The organism is Acidovorax sp. K2F (genome assembly GCF_025246485.1).
Taxonomy (GTDB): domain Bacteria; phylum Pseudomonadota; class Gammaproteobacteria; order Burkholderiales; family Burkholderiaceae_C; genus Acidovorax; species Acidovorax delafieldii.
This window is the reverse complement of sequence record NZ_JAOBSQ010000029.1, coordinates 1-24,717: the sequence shown is the minus strand read 5'-3', so window position 1 is coordinate 24,717 and position 24,717 is coordinate 1. Positions and strand designations below refer to the sequence as shown.

At 65.6% G+C, this 24,717-nt stretch carries 22 protein-coding genes and 1 pseudogene; 7 read left to right on the top strand and 16 right to left on the bottom strand.

Translation table 11 applies throughout. The annotated features are described in order from the left end of the window. Nucleotides 1-17: 17 nt before the first annotated feature. The gene (locus N4G42_RS08930; RefSeq protein ID WP_260666910.1) at nt 18-1,592 is read left to right on the top strand and encodes a methyl-accepting chemotaxis protein; all 1,575 of its coding nucleotides are present in this window, start codon (nt 18-20) and stop codon (nt 1,590-1,592) included. A 203-nt stretch (nt 1,593-1,795) separates the two neighbouring features. Here N4G42_RS08930 and N4G42_RS08925 read toward each other — a convergent pair whose 3' ends face one another. The 3 genes from N4G42_RS08925 to N4G42_RS08915 all read right to left on the bottom strand — a co-directional run bounded on the left by N4G42_RS08925 (nt 1,796) and on the right by N4G42_RS08915 (nt 5,131). Continuing rightward, complete coding sequence (locus N4G42_RS08925) at nt 1,796-2,806, bottom strand: tripartite tricarboxylate transporter substrate binding protein (RefSeq protein ID WP_260666941.1); 1,011 nt, start codon at nt 2,804-2,806, stop codon at nt 1,796-1,798. Nucleotides 2,807-2,911: 105 nt separating this feature from the next. Beyond that, on the bottom strand, nt 2,912-4,129 hold the full coding sequence (locus N4G42_RS08920) for a CaiB/BaiF CoA-transferase family protein (protein WP_260666909.1): 1,218 nt from the start codon (nt 4,127-4,129) through the stop codon (nt 2,912-2,914). A 24-nt stretch (nt 4,130-4,153) separates the two neighbouring features. Next, nucleotides 4,154-5,131: a hydroxymethylglutaryl-CoA lyase gene (locus tag N4G42_RS08915; RefSeq protein ID WP_260666908.1), complete on the bottom strand. Its 978-nt coding sequence runs from the start codon at nt 5,129-5,131 to the stop codon at nt 4,154-4,156. A 119-nt stretch (nt 5,132-5,250) separates the two neighbouring features. Between N4G42_RS08915 and N4G42_RS08910 the strand changes: the two genes are divergently transcribed. The 3 genes from N4G42_RS08910 (at nt 5,251) to N4G42_RS08900 (ending at nt 7,182) form a co-directional block, all read left to right on the top strand. Further along, nucleotides 5,251-6,153 carry a LysR family transcriptional regulator gene (locus N4G42_RS08910; RefSeq protein ID WP_260666907.1) on the top strand — a complete coding sequence of 301 codons (903 nt, stop codon included), beginning with the start codon at nt 5,251-5,253 and terminating at the stop codon, nt 6,151-6,153. Nucleotides 6,154-6,358: 205 nt separating this feature from the next. Continuing rightward, nucleotides 6,359-6,667, top strand: a complete 309-nt coding sequence (locus tag N4G42_RS08905) for a winged helix-turn-helix transcriptional regulator (protein ID WP_015013381.1) — start codon at nt 6,359-6,361, stop codon at nt 6,665-6,667. 155 nt (nt 6,668-6,822) lie between these two features. Further along, complete coding sequence (locus tag N4G42_RS08900) at nt 6,823-7,182, top strand: FKBP-type peptidyl-prolyl cis-trans isomerase (RefSeq protein WP_056061897.1); 360 nt, start codon at nt 6,823-6,825, stop codon at nt 7,180-7,182. A gap of 143 nt (nt 7,183-7,325) precedes the next feature. On the opposite strand, the gene N4G42_RS08895 is transcribed toward N4G42_RS08900, so the two are convergent. The 4 genes from N4G42_RS08895 to ppsA form a co-directional block, all read right to left on the bottom strand. Then, nucleotides 7,326-7,850 carry a hypothetical protein gene (locus N4G42_RS08895; RefSeq protein WP_099729819.1) on the bottom strand — a complete coding sequence of 175 codons (525 nt, stop codon included), beginning with the start codon at nt 7,848-7,850 and terminating at the stop codon, nt 7,326-7,328. A 125-nt stretch (nt 7,851-7,975) separates the two neighbouring features. After that, nucleotides 7,976-10,072 carry a VC_2705 family sodium/solute symporter gene (locus N4G42_RS08890; RefSeq protein WP_260666906.1) on the bottom strand — a complete coding sequence of 699 codons (2,097 nt, stop codon included), beginning with the start codon at nt 10,070-10,072 and terminating at the stop codon, nt 7,976-7,978. Further along, complete coding sequence (locus tag N4G42_RS08885) at nt 10,065-10,409, bottom strand: DUF4212 domain-containing protein (RefSeq protein WP_260666905.1); 345 nt, start codon at nt 10,407-10,409, stop codon at nt 10,065-10,067. Before N4G42_RS08885 ends, N4G42_RS08890 begins: the two co-directional genes overlap by 8 nt. Nucleotides 10,410-10,485: 76 nt before the next feature. After that, nucleotides 10,486-12,876 carry a phosphoenolpyruvate synthase gene (gene ppsA / locus N4G42_RS08880; protein ID WP_260666904.1) on the bottom strand — a complete coding sequence of 797 codons (2,391 nt, stop codon included), beginning with the start codon at nt 12,874-12,876 and terminating at the stop codon, nt 10,486-10,488. Nucleotides 12,877-13,140: 264 nt separating this feature from the next. On the opposite strand from ppsA, the gene N4G42_RS08875 reads away from it, so the two are divergent. Continuing rightward, entirely contained in the window at nt 13,141-13,962 is an 822-nt protein-coding gene (locus N4G42_RS08875) for a pyruvate, water dikinase regulatory protein (protein WP_015013375.1), read from the top strand. 185 nt (nt 13,963-14,147) lie between these two features. Here N4G42_RS08875 and N4G42_RS08870 read toward each other — a convergent pair whose 3' ends face one another. Then, a complete protein-coding gene (locus N4G42_RS08870; protein ID WP_056061881.1) occupies nt 14,148-15,077 on the bottom strand; it encodes a LysR family transcriptional regulator in 930 nt (309 codons plus the stop codon). Nucleotides 15,078-15,186: 109 nt separating this feature from the next. Here N4G42_RS08870 and N4G42_RS08865 point away from each other — a divergent pair, with 109 nt between their 5' ends. Then, a complete protein-coding gene (locus N4G42_RS08865; protein WP_121943321.1) occupies nt 15,187-16,173 on the top strand; it encodes a 2Fe-2S iron-sulfur cluster-binding protein in 987 nt (328 codons plus the stop codon). A 178-nt stretch (nt 16,174-16,351) separates the two neighbouring features. Here N4G42_RS08865 and maiA read toward each other — a convergent pair whose 3' ends face one another. From maiA to N4G42_RS08825, 8 genes are all read right to left on the bottom strand, one after another. Further along, nucleotides 16,352-16,990 (bottom strand): maleylacetoacetate isomerase, encoded by a 639-nt coding sequence (gene maiA, locus N4G42_RS08860; protein ID WP_260666903.1) that lies wholly within the window; start codon nt 16,988-16,990, stop codon nt 16,352-16,354. A 31-nt stretch (nt 16,991-17,021) separates the two neighbouring features. Continuing rightward, nucleotides 17,022-18,023: a Bug family tripartite tricarboxylate transporter substrate binding protein gene (locus N4G42_RS08855; protein WP_121943323.1), complete on the bottom strand. Its 1,002-nt coding sequence runs from the start codon at nt 18,021-18,023 to the stop codon at nt 17,022-17,024. A 54-nt stretch (nt 18,024-18,077) separates the two neighbouring features. Then, the gene (locus N4G42_RS08850) at nt 18,078-19,202 is read right to left on the bottom strand and encodes a cupin domain-containing protein (RefSeq protein ID WP_121943324.1); all 1,125 of its coding nucleotides are present in this window, start codon (nt 19,200-19,202) and stop codon (nt 18,078-18,080) included. A gap of 30 nt (nt 19,203-19,232) precedes the next feature. Beyond that, a complete protein-coding gene (locus tag N4G42_RS08845; RefSeq protein WP_121943325.1) occupies nt 19,233-19,937 on the bottom strand; it encodes a fumarylacetoacetate hydrolase family protein in 705 nt (234 codons plus the stop codon). Between the two features lie 98 nt (nt 19,938-20,035). Next, nucleotides 20,036-21,313, bottom strand: a complete 1,278-nt coding sequence (locus N4G42_RS08840) for an NAD(P)/FAD-dependent oxidoreductase (RefSeq protein ID WP_121943326.1) — start codon at nt 21,311-21,313, stop codon at nt 20,036-20,038. An 18-nt stretch (nt 21,314-21,331) separates the two neighbouring features. Beyond that, nucleotides 21,332-21,655, bottom strand: a complete 324-nt coding sequence (locus N4G42_RS08835) for a non-heme iron oxygenase ferredoxin subunit (protein WP_121943327.1) — start codon at nt 21,653-21,655, stop codon at nt 21,332-21,334. A gap of 9 nt (nt 21,656-21,664) precedes the next feature. Beyond that, nucleotides 21,665-22,138, bottom strand: coding sequence for an aromatic-ring-hydroxylating dioxygenase subunit beta (locus tag N4G42_RS08830; protein WP_055398708.1), 474 nt, complete (start codon nt 22,136-22,138; stop codon nt 21,665-21,667). Nucleotides 22,139-22,140: 2 nt separating this feature from the next. After that, nucleotides 22,141-23,466, bottom strand: coding sequence for an aromatic ring-hydroxylating dioxygenase subunit alpha (locus N4G42_RS08825; RefSeq protein ID WP_121943328.1), 1,326 nt, complete (start codon nt 23,464-23,466; stop codon nt 22,141-22,143). Nucleotides 23,467-24,322: 856 nt separating this feature from the next. Here N4G42_RS08825 and N4G42_RS08820 point away from each other — a divergent pair. Next, nucleotides 24,323-24,717 (top strand): annotated as a pseudogene (locus tag N4G42_RS08820) (hypothetical protein); the annotation flags it as partial.

Below are 24,717 nucleotides of genomic sequence, written 5' to 3'. Positions count from 1 at the left end.
AACCTTTGGAGCCTCTGATGAAAATGTCCAACTACTCCATCGGCGCACGCATGGCCACGGCCCTGGGCCTGGTGCTGACCCTGTTGCTGGGGGCCGCGCTGTTCGGCATTGCCGCCCTGTACCGAACGCTGGGCACCTACGACACCACGGTGCAACAGCGCGTGGCGCAGGAGCGCGCCGTGAGCCGCATGGAAAGCGAGTTCAAGACCCAGGTGCTGGAGTGGAAGAACACCCTGCTGCGGGGCGAGGACTCGCGCAAGCGCGAACTGCACTGGAACGCCTTCCAGGCCAGTGAAAAACGGGTGGCCGATGCGGCCAAGGCGCTGGAGCCCCAGCTGACCGACGCGCAGGAAAAGGCGGCGCTGCAAAAGTTCACCCAGGCCCACGCCCAGATGGCGCAGGGCTACCGCAAGGGCTTTGAGGTGTTCCAGTCGCTGGGCTTTGTGCCCTCGGCGGGCGATGCGGACGTGGCCGACATCGACCAGGGCCCCGCCAAGCTGCTCACCGAGCTAAGCCAGCAGGTGGCCGCCAGCAGTGCGGCCATCGCCCAGGAGGCTGCGCAGGACGCCCGGCGCGCACTGTTCAGCAGCCTGGTGGCACTCGCGCTGGTCACGGCGCTGGGCGCCTGCGCGGGCTGGCTGCTCACCCGCTCGGTGGTGCGCCCCCTGGGGGTGGCGGTGTCGGTGGCGCACAAGGTGGCGGCGGGCGATCTCACCACACGCATCGAGGTGGAGGGCAAGGATGAACCCGCGCGCCTGCTGGAGGCCTTGCGCGCCATGCAGGACAACCTGGAAAACGTGGTCTCTGGCGTGCGCAGCAATGCCGAGGGCGTGGCCAGCGCCAGCGCCGAAATTGCGCAGGGCAATGCCGACCTGAGCATGCGCACCGAAGAGCAGGCATCGTCGCTGGACGAAACCACCTCGTCGATGCAGCAGCTGCAATCCACGGTGCAGCAGAACGCCTCCAACGCCCAGCGCGCGAACGAGCTGGCGCGCAACGGCGCCACCGTGGCGCAGCGGGGGGGTGACGTGGTCACGCAGATGGTGGAGGTGGTCCAGGGCATCCAGGACAGCTCGCGCCGCATTGCCGACATCATTGGCGTCATCGACGGCATCGCATTCCAGACCAACATCCTCGCGCTCAATGCCGCCGTCGAGGCCGCGCGCGCCGGTGAACAAGGCCGGGGCTTTGCCGTGGTGGCCAGCGAGGTGCGCAACCTCGCCACCCGCAGCGCCAGCGCCGCACGCGAGATCAAGCAGCTCATCCAGACCAGCGTGGAGCGCGTGCAGGCCGGCTCGGACCTGGCGCGCAACGCTGGCACCACCATGGCCGAGGTGGTGTCGTCCATCCGGGGTGTGAGCGCGCTGATGGAAGAGATCAGCCAGGCCAGCGCCGCGCAGACCAGCGACATGCTGCGCGTGACGCAGGCCATCGTGCGCATGGACGAGGCGACACAGCAGAACGCCGCCCTGGTGGAGGAGAGCGCCGCTGCCGCAGGCAGCCTGAGCGGGCAGGCGCAGCAACTGGTGCAGGCCGTAGAGGTGTTCCGCCTGCGCCACGCCCACCCCGCGCTCCCCGCGCCGCGCGCCTGACGGGGGTTGCCGCAAGGCAGTTGCACATCACACCGCACCCGCGGTGGCACCGCAGCCCTGCGGGCGCAGGGCCACGGCGGCCATGCAAATGCTATCAATACAATAGCTACTCAGGCATATTGCACTAGCGCAAGCGCCCGAAAACCCTCAAAACCTGCCTGCTGCTGCGCAAAAACACGCTGCAGGCAGCCCTCTGCGCTGCGTCAGTCGATCTTCACGTTCGCGTTCTTCACCACCTGCGCCATGCGCGCTGCTTCGCTGCGGAAGAAGGCGGCGGCCGGCTCGGGCGGCGTGAGCTTGATCTCGTAGCCCTGCGCGATCAGCGCATCACGGGCCTCGGGCATCTCCATGGCGGCCTTGAAGCCGTTGTACAGCCGCGCCAGCTCGGCCTTGGGCAGGCCCGCAGGCGCCACGGGGGCGATCCACCCGTCCAGCTCATAGCCCGGCAGGCCTTGTTCGGCAATGGTGGGCACGCCCGGCAGTGCGGCCACGCGGGTGGCCGTGGTCACCCCCAGGGCCCGCAAGGCGCCTACCTTGATGTGCGCAGCCGCGGGTGCCACTGCCACCACCCCCAGCTGCACCTGCCCGCCCAGGATGTCGTTCATCAGCGGGCCCATGCCCCGGTAGGGGATGTGCTTGATGTCGAGCTTGGCCTGGTCCACGAACATGGCCGCACCCAGGTGCAGGATGGTGCCGTTGCCCGACGAGCCGTAGTTGAGCACGCCGGGTTTGGACTTGGCCAGCGCGATCAGCTCCTGCACCGTCTTGGCGGGCACCGCAGGGTGCGCGACCAGCACAAACGGCGTGGCGCCCAGGATGGTGATGGGGGTGATGTCGGCCAGCGAGTCGAACGGAATGTTCTTGTACACGCTGGGGTTGACCACGTGGTTGTTGGACACCACGCCGATCACCGAGCCGTCCTTGGGCGCACGCACGATCTGCGTGGTGCCGGTGATGCCGCCCGCGCCCGGAAGGTTCTCGATGACGATGGGCTGGCCCAGCGCCTTGGCCAGGCTGGTGCTGATGGCGCGGATGGCGCCGTCGGCCCCGGAGCCCGCCGACAGCGGCAGGATCACGCGCAGCGGCTTGCCATCGCCCTGGGCACGCGCCATGCGGGGCAGGCCCCAGGCGGCGGCGCCCAGCGCGGCCGCGCCGGTTGCCAGCGCCTGGCGGCGCGTGAGCACGCCATGGCCGGCGGGCGAGATGCGGTGCATGTCAAAAGCAGGGGTGGGCTGGGGCACGGTTGTCTCCGGTAGTGGGGTTGGAATCCGGGGCCTGCGGTCTGCGCCGCGTGGGTTGCCCCGGTCGTCAAGGAAAAATCAGGCAATGGCCCCGGTGGCCTGCAGCGCGGTCACTTCATCGGCTGTGTAGCCCAGGCCCTGCAGCAGCTCGGCGGTGTGCTGGCCCAGGCGCGGCGGGTCGCAGCGCACATCGAGCCGCTGGCCGTCCATGCGCAGCGGCATCAGCGTGATCTGCGCGGTCTGCCCGGCACGTTCGCCATCGGGCAGCGTGATGTCGGCCAGTCCGCCCGTGGCTTGCAGGTGCGGGTCGTCAAACAGCTCTTCAGGCCGGCGGATGGGTGCAAACGGCAGGCCGTGGCGCTCGAAGATGGCCGCCAGTTCATCGGCCGTGTGCTGCGCCAGCCGCTCGCGCAGCACGGGCATCAGCGTGGGGCGGGCGCGTACGCGGTCGTTGTTGGTGGCCAGGCTGGTGTCGGCCTTCAGGTCGGCATAGCCCATGGCATCGCAAAAGGTCTGCCACTGCGCATCGCTCACGGCGGCCAAAAAGATCTGCCCGCCGTCCTTCACGCTGAACACGTCGTACACGGCCCAGGAAGAGATGCGGTCGGGCATGGGCGCGGCCGGTTTGCCGGTGACGGCGTACTGCATCATGTGCTGGCCGACCAGGAACACGTTGTTCTCGAACAGCGCCGAGTCCACCTCCTGCCCCCGCCCGGTGATGCCGCGCTGCATCAGCGCCGCCATCGCGCCAATCGCGCCAAACATGCCGCCCATGATGTCGTTCACGCTGCTGCCCGCGCGCAGCGGGTCGCCGGGGCGTCCGGTCATGTAGGCCAGGCCGCCCATCATCTGCACCACCTCGTCGAGCGCCGTGCGGTGCTCGTACGGGCCGGGCAAAAAGCCCGTGTGGTTGACGTAGATAAGGCGCGGGTTGACCTGGCTCAGCGCGGCGTAGTCCAGGCCGTATTTCGTCATCACACCGGGCTTGAAGTTCTGCGCCACCACGTCGGCCGATGCGGCCAGCTTGCGCGCCACCGCCAGGCCCTCGGGGCTGCGCAGGTCGAGCGCAATGCTCTTCTTGTTGCGGTTGAACATGGGAAAGAAACCGGCACCTGCGCCCAGCAGGTGGCGCGTGCGGTCGCCATCCACGGGCTCGACCTTGATGACCTCGGCGCCCAGGTCGGCCAGCACCATGCCGCAGGTGGGGCCCATGACCATGTGGGTGAACTCCACCACGCGCAGGCCTTCCAGCGGCAAGCGGGGGGACGAGGGGGTAGCGGGTGTGTGGTCGTTCATGTTCAGGGCGTTCCGAAAAAGGTTTCAGGCCGTTGTGGCTTCGCACAGCGCGGCGGGTGCGGCATTCTGCGGCAGCCCGGCCTGCCACAGCGTGCCATGCAGGGTCTCGCCCGCCAACCATCCGGCCACACGCTGGCGCAGTTCGAGCAGCGCGGCCACGTCGATGCCCGTGGCAACGCCCATGCGCTCCAGCATGAACACCAGGTCTTCGGTGGTGACATTGCCGCTGGCGCCCGGCGCGTGCGGGCAGCCGCCGATGCCCGCCAGGCAGGCGTCAAAGCGGGTGATGCCTGCCTGCCAGGCGGCATACACATTGGCCAGACCCATGCCGCGCGTGTCGTGGAAGTGCGCGCAGGCCAGGCGGTCGCCCACCAGGGCCCGGGCTTTTTCAAACAAACGGGCGACCGAGGCCGGGTCGGCAAAACCCACGGTGTCGGCCAGGCTTACGTGGTCGGCGCCTGCGTCGAGCAGCGCCTGCATCAGGCGCAGCACTTCGCTCTCTGCCACCTCGCCCTGCAGGGTGCAGCCAAAGGCCGTGCCCACGCCACCTTCGATCAAGGTGCAGCGGCCGCTGCTGTCGCGCAGCGCACGGATGCGCGCCACCTCGGCCACCACCTCGTCGGGCGTCTTGCGCAGGTTGGCCAGGCTGTGGGCGTGGCTGGCAGACAAAGGCACCACCATCAGGTCGGCACCACAGTCCAGAGCGCGCTCGGCGCCCTTGAAATTGGGCACCAGCACCGAGGCCACCAGGCCGGGCAGCGCTTTGGCATGGGCCAGCACCTCGGCCGTGTCGGCCAGCTGGGGCAACAGACGGGCGGGCACGAAGGAGCCCACCTCGATCTCGCGCTGGCCGGCGGCGTAGGCTGCGTTGAGCCATTCGATCTTGTGCGCGGTGGACACCACCGTGGCAATGCTTTGCAGGCCGTCGCGCAGGCCCACTTCGCGGACGATGGCGCGGGCCACCGGGGGCTGCAGGTCGGACGGGATCGGGGAGGTGTGCACGGGATGTCTCTTTCGGGTGGGTCTGGGCAAGATTCTAAAAATTCCCGAATGAATCAGAAAATACATCTCGGAAGCCATAACATTCCCAAACGGAACATCACAACACTTGGAGGTTTGCCATGCGCGACCTGGATCTGCAGACCCTGCGCCTGTTTGCCGCCGTGTGCGAGCAGCGCAGCATCGCGCGCGTGGCGGAGCAGGAGTCCATCGTGGGTTCGGCCATCAGCAAGCGGCTGGCGCAGCTGGAAGACACCGTGGGCACGCCGCTGCTGCTGCGCAAGCGCCGAGGCGTGGTGCCCACCCCGGCGGGCGAGACGCTGCTGGAGCACGCCCGCACCATGCTGGCCAGCGTGGGGCAGATCGAGCGCGACATGGCGGCCTACGCCACCGGCACGCGCGGCCATGTGCGCATGCTGGTCACGGCCTCGGTCATGGCTGAGTCGCTGGCCGACGACGTGGCGGCCTTCTTGCAAGACCCGGCGCACCGCAATATCCAGATCAGCCTGGAAGAACGCGTGAGCCCGGACGTGGTGCAAGGCGTGCGCGACGGCAGCGCGTCCATCGGCATTTGCTGGGACGCAGCCGACCTGTCGGGCCTGGAAACCAGCGCCTACCGCAGCGACCACCTGGCTGTGGTGGCACACGAGTCGCACCCCGTGGCCCAGCTGCAGAGCGTGCGGTTTGCCGACGTGCTGGAGCACGAATTCGTCAGCATGCCCGCGCTCAGTGCAGTGCAGGTGCTGCTGGCGCGTGCCGCTGCGGTGGAGGGAAAAATGCTGGCCCACCGCGTGCTGGTGTCCAACTTTGACGCCGCGCTGCGGGTGGTGCGCGCCAACCTGGCCATCAGCGTGGTGCCGCGCGAAGTGGCCCAGCCGTTTGCCCAGCTGGCACCGGTGCGCATCGTCCCGGTGAGCGACCCCTGGGCCCAGCGGCGCTTTGCCATCTGCTACCGCAGCGCCCAGTGGCTGCCCCCCGCGGCCCAGTTGCTGGTCGCGCATCTGGCGGGGCTGGGGCGCAGCTGACAGGGGCCGAAAACCGTGGCCCTGTCGCAACAGTTTGATACGCAACATTGTATTTTTCGCCACTAGCGCATGTGTGCTGTGCGTTCTGAGCTACTAAACTTGTAGCAAAATGGGTTCCGCGCTATAGTCTCAGCGCATCAGCGGGCCCGGTTGACGGCCACCCGCACTGAATCCAGATCCAACACTTGCGCGAGGAGAAGCGTCCATGAGCTCCAAAGAAAATGCTTCCATCAACCAGCTTTTCGAGAAACTTGAATGCCGCTATGCGCTGCGCGTGCTGTGGGCCCTGAAGGACGGCCACCCCCAGACGTTCCGCCTGCTGCAGGACAGCGTGGGTGGCATCACCCCCAACACGCTCAACACCCGCATCAAAGAGCTGCGCGAAGCCGGTTTTGTGGACCATGGCAGCGACGGCTACACCGTCACCCCCTCGGGCGCTGACCTGCTCAAGCGCCTGTCGGACGTGCAGGCCTTTGCCACCCGCTGGGTCGCAGGCCGCGCCAAGAAGGCCTGAGCCCTCTTCCCTCCCCCTGCTCGCCCTGCCCCGCAGGGAAAAGCCCCGCCGGACCTCCGCGCGGGGCTTTCGTTAAAATAGGGATCAAAATAGCTTCAAGCGCAATCAAAACATGCGTCTGAAGCTATATTTTTAATAGCAAACAAGGAACTTCCATGGCACTGACCACCACTGCATCCGGCCTGCAATACGAAGACACCACCGTGGGCGAAGGCGCCGAAGCCACCAAGGGCCAGAACGTGTCGGTGCACTACACCGGCTGGCTGTACAACAACGGTGAGCAAGGTGCCAAGTTCGACTCCAGCCGCGACCGCAACGACCCTTTTGAATTTGCACTGGGCGCCGGCATGGTCATCAAGGGCTGGGACGAAGGCGTACAGGGCATGAAGATCGGCGGCCAGCGCACGCTGATCATCCCCGCCGCCCTGGGCTACGGTGCGCGCGGTGCGGGCGGCGTGATCCCCCCGAACGCCACGCTCAAGTTCGACGTGGAACTGCTCAAGGTGGGCCGCTGATCTCAGCCCCCTTCCGGTCTGCATCGGCAAAACAAAAGCGGCCCTCGGGCCGCTTTTTTCATGCCCGCGCATCTTGCAAACGGGCTTTGGCTGGGGAGCCCTCAGACTCCTATCCATCAAGACCAGTCCGGAACCCCGGGGCCTCAATCAAACAGCGCCTTGTCCAGCCGCTCGAACTTGGCATCACCCACCGCCTCCCGGATTTTGGGGGCCAGTGCCGCCAGGTCTTCAAAACTGCCTGCGCCCTCCACCGCGAGGTTCAAGCGAAACCCGCGCAAGCCCAGCGCCGCCGTCAGCTCCGTGGCGATGGGATACGCCGCCTGGTAGCGCTCCATGGGCGAACGCCCCGAGCCTTCGACGGGCGACGCCACCGTGCCCAGATCGGTGGCGGGAGCCTCTGCCAGCGTGGCGGATGCGAGGGATGCACTGGCAGCAACGGAGCCAACGACTGCGGCAGCCATCTGCCCACCCACCGGCGCCAACAGCCCCTGGGCGATCATGGCCTGCACATCGTCCTGCGTGATACCCATGGCCGCCGTGGCCGCCAAAATCTCCCCCGTGGTGCGCTTGCCGTCAAAAAGAATGAAGGCCGAACGCTGGCGCGAGCTCAGGCTGCCGTGACGGTCCTTGAGTGCTTCCTGGCCTGCGGGGGTTTTGACGAGAACCATGAGTCTCCTAGTAGTGAGCAGTCGCGGGGGGACGCCGCAAGGCTATCACCTGCGAACCAGAATCCCATGTTTTGGCACCTCTGCAAATCGGGGTTTACACATAACCCCCGCGCAGAGCCAATCCCTCACATCTCCGAGCGAATGCGTGGCAGCGGCGGTGCAGGCCGGGTGATCCAGCTGACCACCAAGGTAACGAGCAGGCCACAGGGCACACCAAACACCCCGGCCGAAATGGGCTGGATGCCGAACCACAACCCATCGGCCAGCAGCCAGCGCGGCAGCGCCTGCATGGCGGGCACATGCGACAGCATGTAGTACACCGTGATGGCCAGCCCGCCCAGCATGCCCGCCACCGCGCCTTGCCGCGTGGTGCCCCGCCAGAAGATTCCCAGCACCATCACCGGCACAAACGCCGACGCCGCCAGCGAGAAGGACGCCGACACCATGGGCAGGATTTCGGATGGCTTGAGCGCCGCCACAAACGCAGCCGACAAGGCCACGGCCAGCAGCGTGAACTTGGTCAGGATCACCCGCTGCTCGGGCGACGCCTGGCGGCGCGTGTCCTGAAAATACAGGTCGCGCACGAGCGCATTGCTGATCGTGAGCAGCAAGCCGTCGGCCGTGGACAGCGCCGCTGCCAGGCCCCCTGCCGCCACCAGGCCCGACACTACGTACGGCAGCCCACCCAGTTCGGGCGTGGCCAGCATGATGAGGTCAGCCCCCAGCCGGATCTCTCCAAACTGGATCAGGCCATCGCCGTTCACGTCTTCCACCGACAGCAGCGAGCTGTCCACCCGCGCCCACTGCGCCATCCAGGTGGGCAGGGCCTCAAAACTGCTGCCCACCAGGTTCTGCATGACCTCGAACTTCACCAGCACCGCCAGCGCGGGCGCACTGAGGTACAGCAGCGCAATGAAAAACAGCGACCAGCCCACCGACGCACGGGCCGCAGACACCGTGGGCGACGTGTAGTAGCGGGTCAGCAGGTGGGGCAGCCCGGCGGTGCCCACCATCAGGCAGAACATCAGCGCGAGGAAGTTGCGACGCGTGAGCTCGTAGTCGCGTTGCTCCTCGGGGGTGCCGTGGGGGTCGCCGGCATAGGCCTGGCTGTGGGGCGGCAGCCCGCCCAGGGGGCGCGCGCGCTCGTAGTTCTCGCGCATTTCGCGGGTCCAGCGCTCGCGGGCAGCTGCAGCATCGCGGGGCAGCGCCGCCAGCTCGCGGCTGGCGGAGACGATCAGGCCCACATCAGCATTCTGCGCACGCAGGGCCCGGATGCGCTCACGACCCTTTTCGCGTTCACGCTCCAGGGCCGCCTCCACATCCTGCAGGCGCGCTTCGAAGTCCTTGGCGCGCTGCAGGTAAGCCTGCACCACCTGGTGTTCGGCCGGGGAGTCGAGCAGCTGCGCCTCCAGGTCGGCAATCTTGCTGATCTGCGCGCCATATACCAATGGCGCCAGCGGGTTGCCCAGTTGCTTGTATGCCAGCCACGACACCGGGATCATGAACGCCAGCAGCAGCACCACATACTGCGCCACCTGCGTCCAGGTGATGGCCCGCATGCCGCCCAGGAACGAGCACAGCAGCACCCCGCCCAGGCCCAGCATGATGCCGATCTCGAACTGCACGCCGGTGAGGCGCGACGCAATCAGCCCCACGCCGTAGATCTGCGCCACCACGTAAGTGAACGAGCACAAGACAGCCGCCAGCGCTGCAATCACACGCGGCCAGCGCCCGCCAAAACGCACATGGAAAAAATCGGGAATGGTGTACAGCCCCATGGCCCGCAGGTGCGGCGCAATCAGCATGGCGACGAGGCAGAAGCCCCCTGTCCACCCCAGCAGATAGGCCAAACCACCGGCCTGCCCTGGCGTGCCCGAAAAGCCCTGCAGGTACAGCGCGCCCGACAGGCTGATGAAGGACGCTGCACTCATCCAGTCGGCCGCCGTGGCCATGCCGTTGTACATGGGCGGAATGCGCCGCCCCGCCACGTAGTAGTCCTCGGGGTCGGTCGTGCGGCCGTACACGCCGATGCCGGCATACACCATGACGGTGAGGAACAGAAAAATCGGGCCGATCCAGTGGCGCGACAGCCCCTGGTGCTCCGCCCAGGTCATCAGGGCCAGAAAACCCAGCACCCCCGCCACGTACAGCGCCAGAATGCGGTGCAGCCGCCACAAATAGGCGCGGTCCGCCTCCGCACCGCCTGGCTTGCGCTCAGCCATGGGCGCGGTCTTCTGCGGCAGGGGCGGAACGCTCCAACGCCTCGCGTTGCTGCTGGTCCTGCCGCTCAAAACGGTTCATGGCCCAGCCGTAGGCGACCACGATGGCGATGAACACCAGCACCGCACCCTGCGCCGCAATCCAGTAGCCCAGGGGCCAGCCCCCCACCACCAGCACCTGCAGGTCGCGGGCGAAGTAGGTGGCACCGAACGACACCAAGGCCCAGAGCAGGAGCAAACCTGCCTTGAGCCACAGGTGGCGCACGTCGTGCAAATCGGGAGGAAACGGCCCCGCCATCTCGGCGTCGGCGGGGCGGTTGGCGGGCTGCTGCAACGGCATCACGGGCGCGGCATCACAGACACGATGGCGGGTGGTGCAGTGGGCACATGGTGCACAGGGCAGCCCGGTCGGTGCGTCAGCCTGCCAGTTGCTGCCAGGTGGCAATCACGCTGTCGGGGTTGAGCGAGATCGACGAGATGCCTTCCTTGGCCAACCACTGCGCAAAGTCAGGGTGGTCGCTGGGGCCCTGGCCGCAGATGCCGATGTACTTGCCCTGGGCCAGGCAGGCCTTGATGGCCTGGTGGATCAGTGCCTCCACGGCCGGGTCACGTTCGTCAAAGTCCTGGGCCAGCAGCTCCAGGCCCGAGTCGCGGTCCAGGCCCAGCGTGAGCTGGGTCAGGTCGTTGGAGCCGATGGAGAAGCCGTCGAAGAACTCCAGGAAGCGCTCGGCCAGGATGGCGTTGCTGGGCACTTCGCACATCATGATGACCTTGAGGTCGTCCTTGCCACGCTGCAGGCCATGGCTGGCCAGCAGCTTGGTCACGCGTTCGGCCTGGCCCAGGGTGCGCACAAAGGGCACCATCACCTGCACGTTGGTCAGGCCCATGTCGTTGCGCACGCGCTTCAAGGCTTCACATTCCATCGCAAAGGCTTCGCCGAAGTCTTCGCTGATATAGCGGGCGGCGCCACGGAAGCCGAGCATCGGGTTTTCTTCCTCGGGCTCGTAGCGGCTGCCGCCGATCAGCTTGCGGTACTCGTTGGACTTGAAGTCAGACAAGCGCACGATGACGGGCTTGGGCCAGAAGGCAGCAGCGATGGTGGCCACGCCTTCAGCGACCTTGTCCACGTAGAACGCGCGGGGCGATGCATGGCCACGGGCCACGGATTCCACGGCCTTCTTCAGGTCGGCATCGATCTGGGGGTAGTCCAGGATCGCCTTGGGGTGCACACCAATGTTGTTGTTGATGATGAACTCGAGCCGCGCCAGGCCAACGCCTTCGTTGGGCAGCTGGGCAAAATCAAACGCCAGCTGGGGGTTGCCCACGTTCATCATGATCTTGGTCTTGATGGGGGGCATCGCGCCACGCTGCACTTCGGTGACTTCGGTTTCGAGCAGGCCGTCGTAGATCTTGCCCGTGTCGCCCTCGGAGCAGCTCACCGTGACCAGCGTGCCATCCTTCAGACGCTCGGTCGCGTCGCCGCAGCCCACGACGGCCGGAATGCCCAGCTCGCGCGCAATGATGGCGGCGTGGCACGTGCGGCCACCCCGGTTGGTGACGATGGCGCTGGCGCGCTTCATCACGGGCTCCCAGTTGGGGTCCGTCATGTCGGTGACCAGCACATCGCCTGGCTGGACCTTGTCCATCTCGGAGATGTTGTGCACCAGGCGCACAGGGCCGGTGCCAATCTTCTGGCCGATGGCGCGGCCCTCGGCCAACACGGTGCCCTGGCCCTTGAGCTTGTAGCGCAGCTCGGCCTGGCCCTTGGCCTGGCTCTTCACGGTTTCAGGCCGTGCCTGCAGGATGTAGAGCTGGCCGTCGGTGCCGTCCTTGCCCCACTCGATGTCCATGGGGCGGCCGTAGTGCTGCTCGATCACTAGCGCATAGCGGGCCAGTTGCTCCACGTCGGCGTCGGTCAGCGAGTAGCGGTTGCGCTGCTCGGTGGGCACATCCACGGTCTTGACCAGCTTGCCGCTGGCGGCCTTTTCCTCAGGCGTGGAGAACACCATCTGGATCAGCTTGCTGCCCAGGTTGCGGCGGATCAGCGCCTTCTTGCCGGCCTGGAGCATGGGCTTGTGCACGTAGAACTCATCGGGGTTCACGGCGCCCTGCACCACGGTTTCGCCCAGGCCGTAGCTGCTGGTGATGAAGACCACGTCTTCAAAGCCGGATTCGGTGTCGATCGTGAACATCACGCCGGCAGCGCCCAGGTCGGAGCGCACCATGCGCTGCACACCGGCCGACAGGGCCACCACATCGTGCTCGAAGCCCTTGTGCACGCGGTAGGAAATGGCGCGGTCGTTGTACAGCGACGCGAACACTTCCTTCATCTTGTGCATGACTTCGTCGATGCCCACCACGTTCAGGAAGGTTTCCTGCTGGCCTGCAAACGAAGCGTCGGGCAGGTCCTCTGCCGTGGCCGACGAGCGCACGGCAAACGAGGCGGCGGGGTTGCCAGCGCTCAGCTTGGCAAATTCATCAGCAATGGCCTTTTGCAGGTCGGCCGGGAAGGGCTGGGCCTCGACCATGGCGCGGATTTCTGCACCGACTTGTGCAAGCGCGCGCACGTCTTCGGTGTCCAGGCTCTTGAGCTTGGCGCTGATGCGGTCGGCCAGGCCGTCGTAGGCCAGGAACTCGCGAAACGCGTGGGCGGTGGTGGCAAAGCCCGTGGGCACGCGCACGCCCTGCGGCAGCTGGGAGATCATCTCGCCGAGGCTGGCGTTTTTACCGCCTACCGCCTCGACATCGGTCATTCTCAGGTTTTCAAACGGTACGACCAGGGCGGTCGGGCTGAAAAGTGCAGACATGGGAAAGCTCCAGAAGTTGAAACCGGGTCTGCGCGCCTGCCCCCTGAGAGCGATGGGCGAGCGGCCATGCACAGGCTGCAGCTTTGTCGTTGTGGTTGTAGGCCGACGGTGTGCATGGTGAGAATTGGATAATTGTGACAATTGTAGGCCCGCGCATCTGGCAACGGGCTGACGCTTTCACGCGACTGACGCAAATCGGGCAATCACCACTTCTTTGTGGTGGCAACCCGGCTGGCGCAAGCCGCATCCAAAAAAAGGGGCTCCATGCACTCGCGCACCGTATTTTTTGTCTCTGACGGCACCGGCATCACCGCCGAAACCTTCGGCAACGCCATCCTGGCCCAGTTCGAGATGAAGCCGCGCCATGTGCGCCTGCCCTTCATCGACACCGTGGACAAGGCCCACCAGGCCGTGCGGCAGATCAACCACACCGGAGAAGTCGAGGGCAAAAAGCCCATCGTCTTCACCACGCTGGTCAACATGGAAGTGCTCAAGGTCATCCAGGACGGCTGCAAGGGCATGCTGCTAGATATGTTTGGCACCTTTGTGCACCCGCTGGAGCAGGAGCTGGGCATCAAGTCCCACCACCGCGTGGGCCGCTTCAGCGACGTGAGCCGCAGCAAGGAATACACCGACCGCATCGAGGCTATCAACTTCAGCCTGGCCCATGACGACGGCCAGAGCAACCGCGACCTGGCGGGGGCCGATGTGATCCTGGTGGGCGTGAGCCGCAGCGGCAAAACCCCTACCAGCCTGTATCTGGCCATGCAATGTGGCCTGAAAGCCGCCAACTACCCCCTGATCCCCGAGGATTTCGAGCGCCGCCAGCTGCCCCCGGCCCTGGTGCCGTTTCGCAGCAAGATCTTTGGCCTGACCATCAGCCCCGACCGCCTGGCCGAGATCCGCGCCGAGCGTCGCCCCAACTCCAAATACGCCAGCATCGAAAACTGCCGCGCCGAAGTGGCCGAGGCCGAAGCCATGATGCGCCGCGCGGGCATCCGGTGGCTGTCCACCACCACCAAATCGATTGAAGAGATTGCGACGACCATCCTGCAGGAGGTGCGGCCGGAGCGGCTGGTGTATTGAACAGCGTAGGGTGACAACGCTGCCACCAACCGACAACCACCAACCCCTCGGAGGGGCGATCAGAATGTTGAATAAAAACCGGGCCTACCGCCTTACTTACAAGAAAAGCAAGCTACAGATAACATAGCAACCTCTAAGAGAACGAACGGCGCAACCTGGCGTGCGCCGCTGGCTCGCCCCACAGATCACGGTAACCCACCGCCAACGGTACCGTCGCCCCCAAACAGCTCAAACACCATCCCGCGCAGCCACTGGTTGACGGGTTCGCGGTGCACTTTGGCGTGCCAGAACACGCTGATGGGCGCGTCAGGCAGTTTGACGGGGTGCGTGCGCAGCACCAAGCCAAAGGGTTCGACCAACTTGAGCGCCAGCCGCTCGGGCACCGTCGCCACCAGCGCCGTGCTTTGGAGGATGTGGCCCACGCTCACAAAGTGCGGCACGCTCAGCCGCACCAGGCGGTCGATGCCGGCCTTCTGGATCAATTCATCCACCTTGCCGTGCCCCGTGCCTGCGGACACGATCACCAGATGCTCGGCCGCTTTGTAGTCCGACAGCAGCAGCTTGGGCCGGTCCAGCGCATGGCCCTTGCGGAACAGGCACACATAACGCTGGCGGAACAAGCGCCGCTGGAAGAACCCGGCTTTCAGCTGCGGCAGCAGGCCGATGGCCAGGTCCACCTTGCCAGCCTCCATGTCTTCGCGCAGATGGGCGGCGTTGTTGCGCACGGTGTTCAGCGTGACGCCCGGCGCCTCCCGCCCCAGGCGCTCCAGCAGCGCGGGCAGGAAGACGATCTCGCCAATGTCCGTCATGCCGATGGTGATGGTGCGCTTGAGCGTTGCGGGCGTGAACTGTGTGCGCTGGTTCAGCCCGCTGTGGATCATGCCCAGCGCATACCCCACGGACTCGCCCAGTTGTTCGGCAAAAGGCGTGGGCACCATGCCGCCCGAGGTGCGCAGGAAAAGCTCGTCGCCAAAAATGCGCCGCAGCTTGGCCAGCGCGTTGCTGACCGCAGGCTGCGTCAGCCCCAGGTTGTCGGCCACCTTGGACACGCGCCGTTCGACCATGAGTTGCTGAAACAGCACCAGCAGGTTCAGGTCGATATCCGATAGCTCCATCGCCACTCCATCAGCTTGGGTGATATGAAGTGGCGATGGTATTGCAGCCAGTGATTCGCTGGCGCTTTCGTGGGCACAATGGGCTGGATGAAATCGAACGCAGCCCGCCATGGACATCCTCGTTCAGCCGCTTAACCGCGTGATCCGCGCCGAGCCCGGCGTGAACCTGCTCGACGCCCTGCGCGCGGCGCAGGTTCCGATGTCGTATTCATGCCTGTCGGGCCGCTGCGGCATCTGCCGCTGCCGGGTGCTGTCTGGTGAGGTGCTCGATGGCGGGCGCGAGCAGCAGCGTCCGCTGGACGGCGTGGACGGTGCCGTGCTGGCTTGCCAGACCTATGTGACCGAGCCCTGCACCATCGAAGTGCCCGCCCCGGAAGAGGCCGTGGTGCACCGTGCGCGCGTGGCCAAGGCCACCGTGGTGGCCATCGAGCCACTGGCGGCAGACATCCGGCGCCTGCTGCTCAAGGTGGCAAAACCGATTGCGTTTTCACCAGGCCAGTACGTGCAGTTGGGGTTCACGCCGACGCATGTGCGCCCCTACTCCATGGCAAACCTGCCGGGCGAACCGCTGCTGGAGTTTCATGTGCAACTCATGCCCCAGGGCCGGGTCAGCGGCTACATCGCCGGGCAGCTGAAGGTGGGGGACAAGGTCAAGGTCAGCGGGCCGCTGGGTGCGGCGTATCTGCGCCAACAGCACACGGGGCCCATGCTGTGCGTGGCTGGGGGCACCGGGCTGGCGTCGGTGCTGTCTGTGGTGCGCGGCGCAGTGGCTGCGGGCATGCGCAACCCCATTCACCTGTACTTCGGCCTGCGCTCGCCGCGCGAGCTGTATGGCCTGGCATGGCTGGACCATCTGCGCAGCGTGCACCCTGCCCTGCAGGTGCATGTGGTGGTGGCCTCGGGTGCCGACCCTGCCACACAGCGGCGCGGGCTGGTGACCCAGGCCATCGAGCAGGACCACGCGAGCCTGCAAGGCTGGCAGGCGTATCTGTGCGGCTCGCCGCCGATGGTGGAAACCACCACACTGCTGGCGCTGGGCAAAGGCCTGGAGGCGGCTCACCTCCATGCCGAGGCTTTTTACATGCAGGGCGACTGATTCCGTCTCCAAATCATCCGTGTCGTTGTTGCTTCGCCTTGCCGTGCTACAGCACTGTCTGCGGCTTCGCGCCTAGACACGAATGATTTGGAAACGCAATGAGGTTCTTGGAGTCGTCTGAATCCATTTGAACCGCTCACTCAGCGCGGTCGAAGCGCCGCGAGGGGCTTCGGCAGGCTCAGCCCGCATCCGGCTGCGCGCTGGGCGCCGCCTTGCGGAACGCATCCAGTTGCGCGCAGGCCGCGTCCACCGCCTGCACCAGCGGCCAGCGCGACACGTCCACCTTGAAGCGGCGCGCGCTCTCCACCTGCGGAACCAGGTACACATCGGCCAGCGTGGGGGTGCTGCCAAAGCAGAAATCACCGCGCTGCGGGTCCCTGGCCAGCAGCGCCTCGATAGCGTCAAAGCCCGCGCTGATCCAGGTGCCGCACCAATCGTTCACAGCTGCCTCGTCCGCACCAAAGCGGTGGCGCAGCGCCTCCAAAATGCGGCGGTTGTTGATGGGGTGGATGTCGCAGCCCACGATGGCGGCCAGGGCGCGCACCTGGGCGCGATCGCCTGCATCGCCGGGCAGCAGCGGTGGTGTGGGATAGCGCTCTTCGAGCCACTCGATGATGGCGGGCGACTGGATCATCAGGCGCTCATCGGCCTCCAGCACGGGCACGAACTGCTGCGGGTTGATGGCCTTGAAGGCATCGCCAAAATGTTCCTCACGCCGCAAGTCGACCGCAATCTGCTCGTAGACCAGCCCCTTGAGGTTGAGCGCGATGCGCAAGCGGTGGGAGGTTCCGCTGCGGAAGAAGGAATAGAGTTTCATGCTCAGTCTCTGTTTCAGTCCCTGTGTCAGGTCAGTCCAGGGCAATCTTGGCGCGCTTGACGACTTCACCGAACGTGCGCGAATCGCGTTCGATGGCCTTGGTGAGTTCAGCGGGCGGGCCAATGTAAGGCTCAAACCCGAAGGTCGCCAGGCGCTCCTTGACCTCTGAAGTGGCCAGCACCTTGCCCACGTCGGCATTGATCTTCTCGATGGCGGCCTTCGGCGTGCCAGCAGGCGCGAACAGGCCCACCCAGGTCTTCACTTCAAACCCGGCCGGGCCGCCCGCTTCGCCCATGGTCGGAATGTCGGTGAAGCCCGCCAGACGCTGGGGCGCAGCCAGGGCCAGAAACTTTACCTTTTTGGCCTGGAACATCGGCCCGGCCGTCGCCGCCGTTCCAAACGCCCACTTGATGTCACCCGTGGCCACCGAGGTGTAGACGCTGCCCATGTCCTTGTAAGGCACATGCATCATCTTTGTGCCCGTTGCTGCCTCCAGACTCGCCGCGCCCACATGGGCCACGCTGCCAATGCCCCAGGAGCCGTAGGTGATGTCGCCCGGCGCCGCCTTGGCCGCCTTGATCAAATCGCCCACATCCTTCCAGGGCGAGTTGGCCGCCACCACCACAAAGAAGTTCGTGAAATACACCGGAGCGACGGGCTCGAAATCTTTGGTCGGGTCATAGGGCAGTTGCTTGAACACATGCGGCTGCAGGGCCATGTGCGTGTTGTCCACCTGCAGCAGCGTGTAGCCATCTGGCGCAGCGCGCTTGGCATCGCCGATGGCGATGAAACCGTTGGCACCCGGCTTGTTGTCAATGACGAGTTGCTGCCCCCAATTGCGCGACAGGCGCTCGCTGAGGATGCGCATCACCGCATCGGGGCCACTGCCGGGCGAATACGGCGCGACGGAGCGGACGGGCTTGGCAGGAAAGGTCTGCGCCACGGCGTTGGGCACGCTCGCGGCGGCCACAAGGGCCAGCGCGCAAAGCGCCAGAGCGGGTTTAAAAATCTGTGAACGAATGGCGGTCAGCATGGGGGGTGTCTCCTTGGTTTTATGAAAGCCGAATCCGGCTTGGTGAGTGATGGATCAAACAGTGACTTGCACACGGTGGCTGTGCAGCGCCTCAAAAATCGGCGCGTCGCTGAAGCGGAACAGGTCCAGCGCGCCAGCGGCCGATGCCTGGGCCGAGAACGGCTGCCACGACGGCACCACAAACAAGTCGCCCCGCGCCACCTGCCAGGTGCGTTCACCCACCGTGACGGTGCCGCTGCCGTCAAACACCTGGAACACGGACGAACCCACCTCGCGGTGCACCCGCGTTGCACCGCCCGCGCGCACGCGGTGCATTTCGGTCCGCATGGTGGGCAACACATCGGCGCCGGTGGTGGGGTTGGTAAAGCGCACCGCCGCGTGCCCGGGGCTCAGCGTGCCCGCCTGGCCTTCGTCTTCCAGCGCCAGCTGATCGGCCAGCGCACGGTCGGTGTCCACCCAGCGGTAGGCCAGCAGGGGCGTGGCGGGCTGCGCCTGCACCATCGACACCGGGCGCAGGCCCGGGTGGCCCCACAGCCTTTCGGAATAGGAACGCTCGGCGGTGGTGCGCTCGGCGGGCGGGAGCTTCTCGCGTCCCACTTCGAAGAACTGGCTCTCGGTGTAGTACGAGAACGGAATGTCCAAGCCGTCGATCCAGGCCATGGGCTCGGTGGCAGCGTTGTGGTGGGCATGCCAGTTCCAGCCGGCCTGGGGCAGAAAGTCGCCCCGCGACATGCGCACGGCATCGCCATTCACCACGGTCCACACGCCCTCGCCTTCCACCACAAAGCGAAACGCGTGCTGCGTGTGCCGGTGCTCGGGGGCGTCTTCGCCAGGCATCAGGTACTGAATGGCGGCCCACAGCGTGGGCGTGGCAAAGGGGCGCCCGCCCAGCGCCGGGTTGGCCAGCGCAATCGCACGGCGCTCGCCGCCACGGCCCACGGGCACGATAGCGCCCGCCTGTGCGGCCAGGGCCTTCAAGCGATCCCAGCGCCACAGGTGCGGCACAGCCTTGGATTGGGGCTGGCAGGGCATCAGGTCGCCAATCTGCGTCCACAGCGGCACCAGCAGCTCTTGCTCAAAGCCCCGGTACAGCTGCTCCAGCTCGGGCGTCGGCTCGGGTTGGCCTTTGCCCGCAACGGCATGCAGCCGCACGGGGGAAGGCGTGAGGTCAATGGTCATGGTGGCTTGTCTCCTGGATGTGGTTTTTTCTTATTCCGCCGGGCCAACGTGGAGCACGATGCTGCCCACGCCCTCAATGTGGCCGTCGATGCGGTCGCCTGCCAGTACCGGGCCTACGCCCTCGGGCGTGCCGGTGAAGATCAGGTCACCCGGCTGCAGGTGGTAGAACTTGGACAGGTCGGCAATCAGCTCGGGGATGTTCCAGATCAGCTTGGACAGATCGGACTTCTGGCGCACAGCGCCGTTGACCGACAGCTCCAGGTCGCCCTGGCCCAGCACCACCTGCGGCATGGGCACGATCTCCGAAACCACCGAGGACTGCTCCACATCCTTGCCCAGGTCCCAAGGCCGGCCCTTATCCCGCGCCACCAGCTGCAGGTCGCGGCGCGTCATGTCCAGGCCACAGGCATAGCCATAGACAAGGCGGGGCGCATCGGCCTCGCTCACGCGAAAACCGGGCGCACCAATGGCCAGCACCAGTTCCATTTCGTGGTGGTAGTTGTGGGTGCCGGGTGGGTAGGCCACGGTGGCGCCCGACTCGACCAGCGTGGACGGGGCCTTGGTGAAGTAGAACGGCACTTCCACCGACTTGTCTACCGGGCGCCCCATCTCGACCGCATGCGCGTGGTAGTTGCGGCCCACAAAGAACAGGCGGTGGATGGGCAGGCGCTCGCTACGGCCCCGCACGGGCAGCGAATAGACGGGGGGCGGGGTCCAGAGGTAGGTGGTGGTCATCGCAGTTTCTTTCTTCAAAGGGAGGTGTCAGGAGGGGCAAGCGTTGGCTGTGACCACTGATGGCGCCAGAGCGCCAACCGTGCACCGCCAGCGCTGGATCAAAGTTTGGACATGGGTGTGGCCGGGTCGGCAAGCCGCTCTGTATCGACCGGCTTGCGCTGCTCGATCAAGCGGCGGGCAAACCGCAAATCACGCGCCGCGTTGGCGCCGATGGCTGCTTGCACCACATCGCCTGCCAGGTAGAACAGCACAAAGCTGCCGCTGGCCGCATCGCCGCGCTGCACCACGCGGTGCGCAGGCGTGGGCATGCCGTAGATCTGCAGGTTCATGCCGTACTGGTCGGACCAGAACCACGGCAGCGGCTGGTAGTCCACGGCCTGGCCCAGGGCCGAGCGCGCAGCGGCCATGCCCTGCTCCTGCGCGTTCTGCCACGATTCAAGCCGCAGGCTGCGGCCCGCCCAGGGGTTGGGTGCCACGGCCACATCGCCTGCGGCCAGGATGTCGGGGTCGGACGTGCGGCATTGGGCACCGACCAGCACGCCACCTTCGCAAGCCAGGCCCGCCGCGCGCGCCAGCTCGTCGTTGGGCACCAGGCCAACCCCCAGCACGATGGTGTCGCACGCCAGCGCGCTGCCATCGGCCAGCAAGACTTCCGAACGGCTATCTGCAGCGCGGGCAAAGCCCCGCACACCCGCGCCCAGCAGCACGCGCACGCCCTGGGCGCGGTGCAGCGCCAGCAGATACGCCGACACCTCAGCGGGCACGGTGCGTTCACACAAGCGGCTTTGCGTCTCCACCACCACCACTTCCGCGCCCTGCTGGCGTGCGGTGGCCGCCACCTCCAGGCCGATCCAGCCGCCGCCCACCACCACCACGCTGCGGCCAGGCCGAAGGGCCGGGGCCAGCGCCTGCGCATCTTCAATGGTGCGCAGCGTGTGCAGCGGCACCTGGTCTGCCCCCGGCACGGCAAGCCTCCGGGCGCGCCCGCCGGTGCACAGGATGAGCTTGTCGTAGGGCTGCGCTGTGCCATCCGACAACAGCACCTGCTTGGCAGCGCGGTCAATGCGGTGCACCTGCACGCCGGGCCGCCATTGCACCGCCAGGGCGTCAAAGGCCTCGGGCTTCATGAGGCGCGTGCTCTCCGGCGCGGCTGCGCCCGATAGCACCGCCTTTGACAACGGTGGCCGCTCGTGCGGCGGATGGGCTTCATCACCGATCAGCACCACACGGCCCGCAAAGCCTTCGCTGCGCAGCGTTTGCGCCGCCCAGCCGCCCGCCTGGCCCGCACCGACGATCACGATGGTGTGGGCCGAGTGGGCGTTTACGCCTTCATGCGGCAATGCGGCGGCCTCGACCTCAGGTCGTTCGGCAGTCATGGGGGCTCCTCGAGAGGTTCAGTCCAGGGCCAGCCACACGCGGCCGCCCTCGATCTTCACGGGGTAGCTGCGCAGCGGCTCGGTGACGGGCGCGCAGGTGGGTTTGCCGTTGCGCACATCAAACTTGCCCTGGTGCAAAGGGCATTCGATCTCGTGCCCCTCCAGAAACCCATCGCACAGGCGCGCATGGCCGTGGGTGCAGATGTTGTCGGTGGCAAACACCTCGCCGCCCACGCCATACAGCGCAATGTCGCGCCCGGCCACGGCCAGGCCCATCACGTCATCCTCTGGCACATCGTCCCGCGCTGCGGCGTCAATCCAGTTTGTCGTCATCGTCGTCATGGCGGCTCCTCAGATGGGGTAGATCAGCGAGTTGGGGATCATCTCGCTGTCGTAAACGACGAGGCGCGATGCGAATTTCAGGCCCTCGGGCGTGGGCACCACCTCATCCAGCGTGCGCCCCACGTTGAACACCGTCGATTCCTTCGACAAGCGCGTGCGCAGCACCGCATAGTTGGCCTCGCAGTGGATGCGACCATCCGCATCCACCTTGTGCACCAGCGGCGCACCCACCACATGGCGCTGGTAGTAGGGGTCGTGGAACAGCGTCTCGCGGATGCCGTAAACGCGGTCCTTCAGCATGCCCTTGCTGTCAAACGCCAGCGTGGCCAGCGGAAACCCGCGCTCGTGGTTCTCGCGCGGCTGCAGCTTGTAAACGCAGTTCTCGATGAAAAACTCTGGCCACGCCTCCCAGTCCGCCGCGTCGAGTGCGCGGGCGTAGCGGGCGTAGAGCTGGTTCAGTTCAAAGTAGGTCTGGAAGTCCATGGTCATGCCTCCGCCTCCATCACCTTGCGCCAGTATTCGTACATGCCCCGGATCAGCGTCTCGGTCACCATGTGGTCCGTGTCGCCCACATCGCGCCCGCCCAGCTCGGCCAGCGTGCGGTGCGCGGGCTTGGTCTCAAAGCCTTCTTGCGACCACTCGATCACCTCGCCATCGTCGGCCGACACAAAGCCCGCCGGGCCGAACAGATTGGCCTGGCGCAGGCGGCGCTGCGTCATTGCTTCGCTGTCGTCCTCAAAGCCGAAATGCGTCCACACAAAATCAAAAGCGCCCTTGCCATCGGGCTGGATGTGGCGCGTGGACACGCTGTTGACCTGCTGCTGAAAAATCACGCTGGGGAACACGGTCATCATCACCGCCGTGGGCACAGATGCCGGTGCGTTGGGCGCCGCAGCATCACCACTGCTGGCAGCCAGGGGTGGCCCCGCCCACCAGTCCTCCTGCGCAATGTCCAAAAAGCGCGGGTCGTTCAGCTCCATGCCCGCCTTGAAGCTGGACACCTGCGTCACATCCGCCGCCTTGCCCGCCGCGCCACGTGTGGACACCATGGCCGCATGGCGGTGCTGCGCATCCATCAGCAGCTGCGACTTGTTGTCCGCACGCCAGAGCCCAAAGGTAACGAACCAGGTGTGCAGCAGGCCGGGGTGGTACGGGTCCTTGATGTTCTCTTGCATCAGCTTCCAGTTGCCCGGAATGCGCTGGCGGTTGTAGCCCAGGATGGTGAGCTTGCGGCCATTGAACAGCCGGTCAAAGTAACCCAGGATGGTGGGGCCCAAAAACTCCTCCAGCGGCTCCACGCTGTGGTCAAACGACGCAAACACCACGCCGCCACGGGTAGCCACCTTGAGCTTGGTCAACCCATGCTCTGCCGGGTTGAAGTCCGCAGGCATACCGCCATTGACCTTGCCATCCTGCTTCACGCCACGCCGAAACGGCACACCCTGCAAGTCACCGGAAAGGGTGTAGTTCCACTGGTGGTACGGGCAGGTCAGGCTCTCGCGGTTGCCATGCCGCTCGCGGCAAAACGCCATGCCACGGTGGGCGCAGACGTTTTCCACCACATGGATCGAAGCATCCTTGTCACGCACCAGCAGCACCGAACGCTCGCCGATCACCGTGCGCTTGAAATCCCCTGCATTGGGAATCTCCGCCTCCAGGCCGACATAGCACCAGTGCCCGTTGTAGAACAAACGGTCCAGCTCCTTGCGGTACAGCGCCTCATCGGTATAGGCCTGAAAGGGAATGCGGCTGGTGCCGTCCGTCTCCCAGCGGATCTGCTGCGGGAACACGGTCACGGGGCATTCATGCATGGGCGTCTCCTTTGTTTTTTGTCATCGCCAATCAATCAGTCGATCCATCAATCCATCTGTCTTTCGGGGCCGGTGCAGATGCATCCAGCGCCTGGGGACCGATCATTCGCGCTGCAGCAATATCAGTCAATGGAACGCTGGTGATGTTTCACATCACTGGCATGAATATGACTTTGACCGCGGCGCGGGAGATTGCAGGGCCATGTGGCGGTGCAAGGCGCGCAAGGGCGCGCCGCACGCAGGTTGCGTGAGCGGGACAAACGGGAGCGGGTACTGGGGGCGGTCGGCCGAGAAGCATCTACCGATGGGTCTGGGCCGGGCGGACAGCCTGCGTGGCAGGGAGGCCGTTGAGGACAATGCTCAGCCGATGGGTGGCTTGGCCAATCAAGGGCATTTCAAATCAGCTCAGATCAGCAGGGGCTGCATTGCAGCGATAGTCGCCATCGCCGTTAAGCCTATGAATGATCGCTGTGCGCCGCAGATCGGACCGCGCGGAGGAGCTGTTCGCACCGCTAGAGCAAGACTCTGGGAATGAAATTTGGTGACGGGTGTCTTAATGTCTGCCAATATGCGTGGGCTAGTGCCGTCGACTGGGTGACACGAAGTCTTCGAGCCATCAGTCGAAGGCACTAGCTCGCGGTGGAGGGCGCCTTTCAGACGCCGCCGATAACCGGGGCTCCCGGCCAGAAGCGGTCGTCCTGAGAGATCGGTCTTGGAGCTACGTAATACGCGTACTCAAAGCCTGGAGCGGTTCAGATCAGGTGAAGGTTGGAGCATTTGCGCAGTGGAAACGCCTTGACCGCCAATATGCCCGCAGTGTCAAAATCGTAACGTTTCATTTAAAAAAGTGATCGAGATGGCGGACCTTGACGCGCACGGTTTCCAGTACAGGGGGCAATGCTATGAGGCACAAAAGGCCGTCGGCGCCCGCACGCACCGGTCGAAGAGCGCCGCTGAAACTTTGAACGCGATCAGGCCTATTTTCGCGCACGCAGGCATAACTCGACTTGCAGACATCACCGATCTGGACAGAATTGGCGTGCCTGTTACATTGGCCATTCGCCCCAACAGTCGAACGCTGGCAGTTTCATCGGGCAAGAGCACTGATCTTTGTTCGGCGCTAACGTCGGGAGCGATGGAAAGCCTCGAGTTGTATCACGCAGAATATGCGGAGCCGCCCCGTATTGTTTGCACCTACGATGACTTGATTGCTGACCATCAGGCAATCGATTTTAAAAGGCTGCCTCTTAG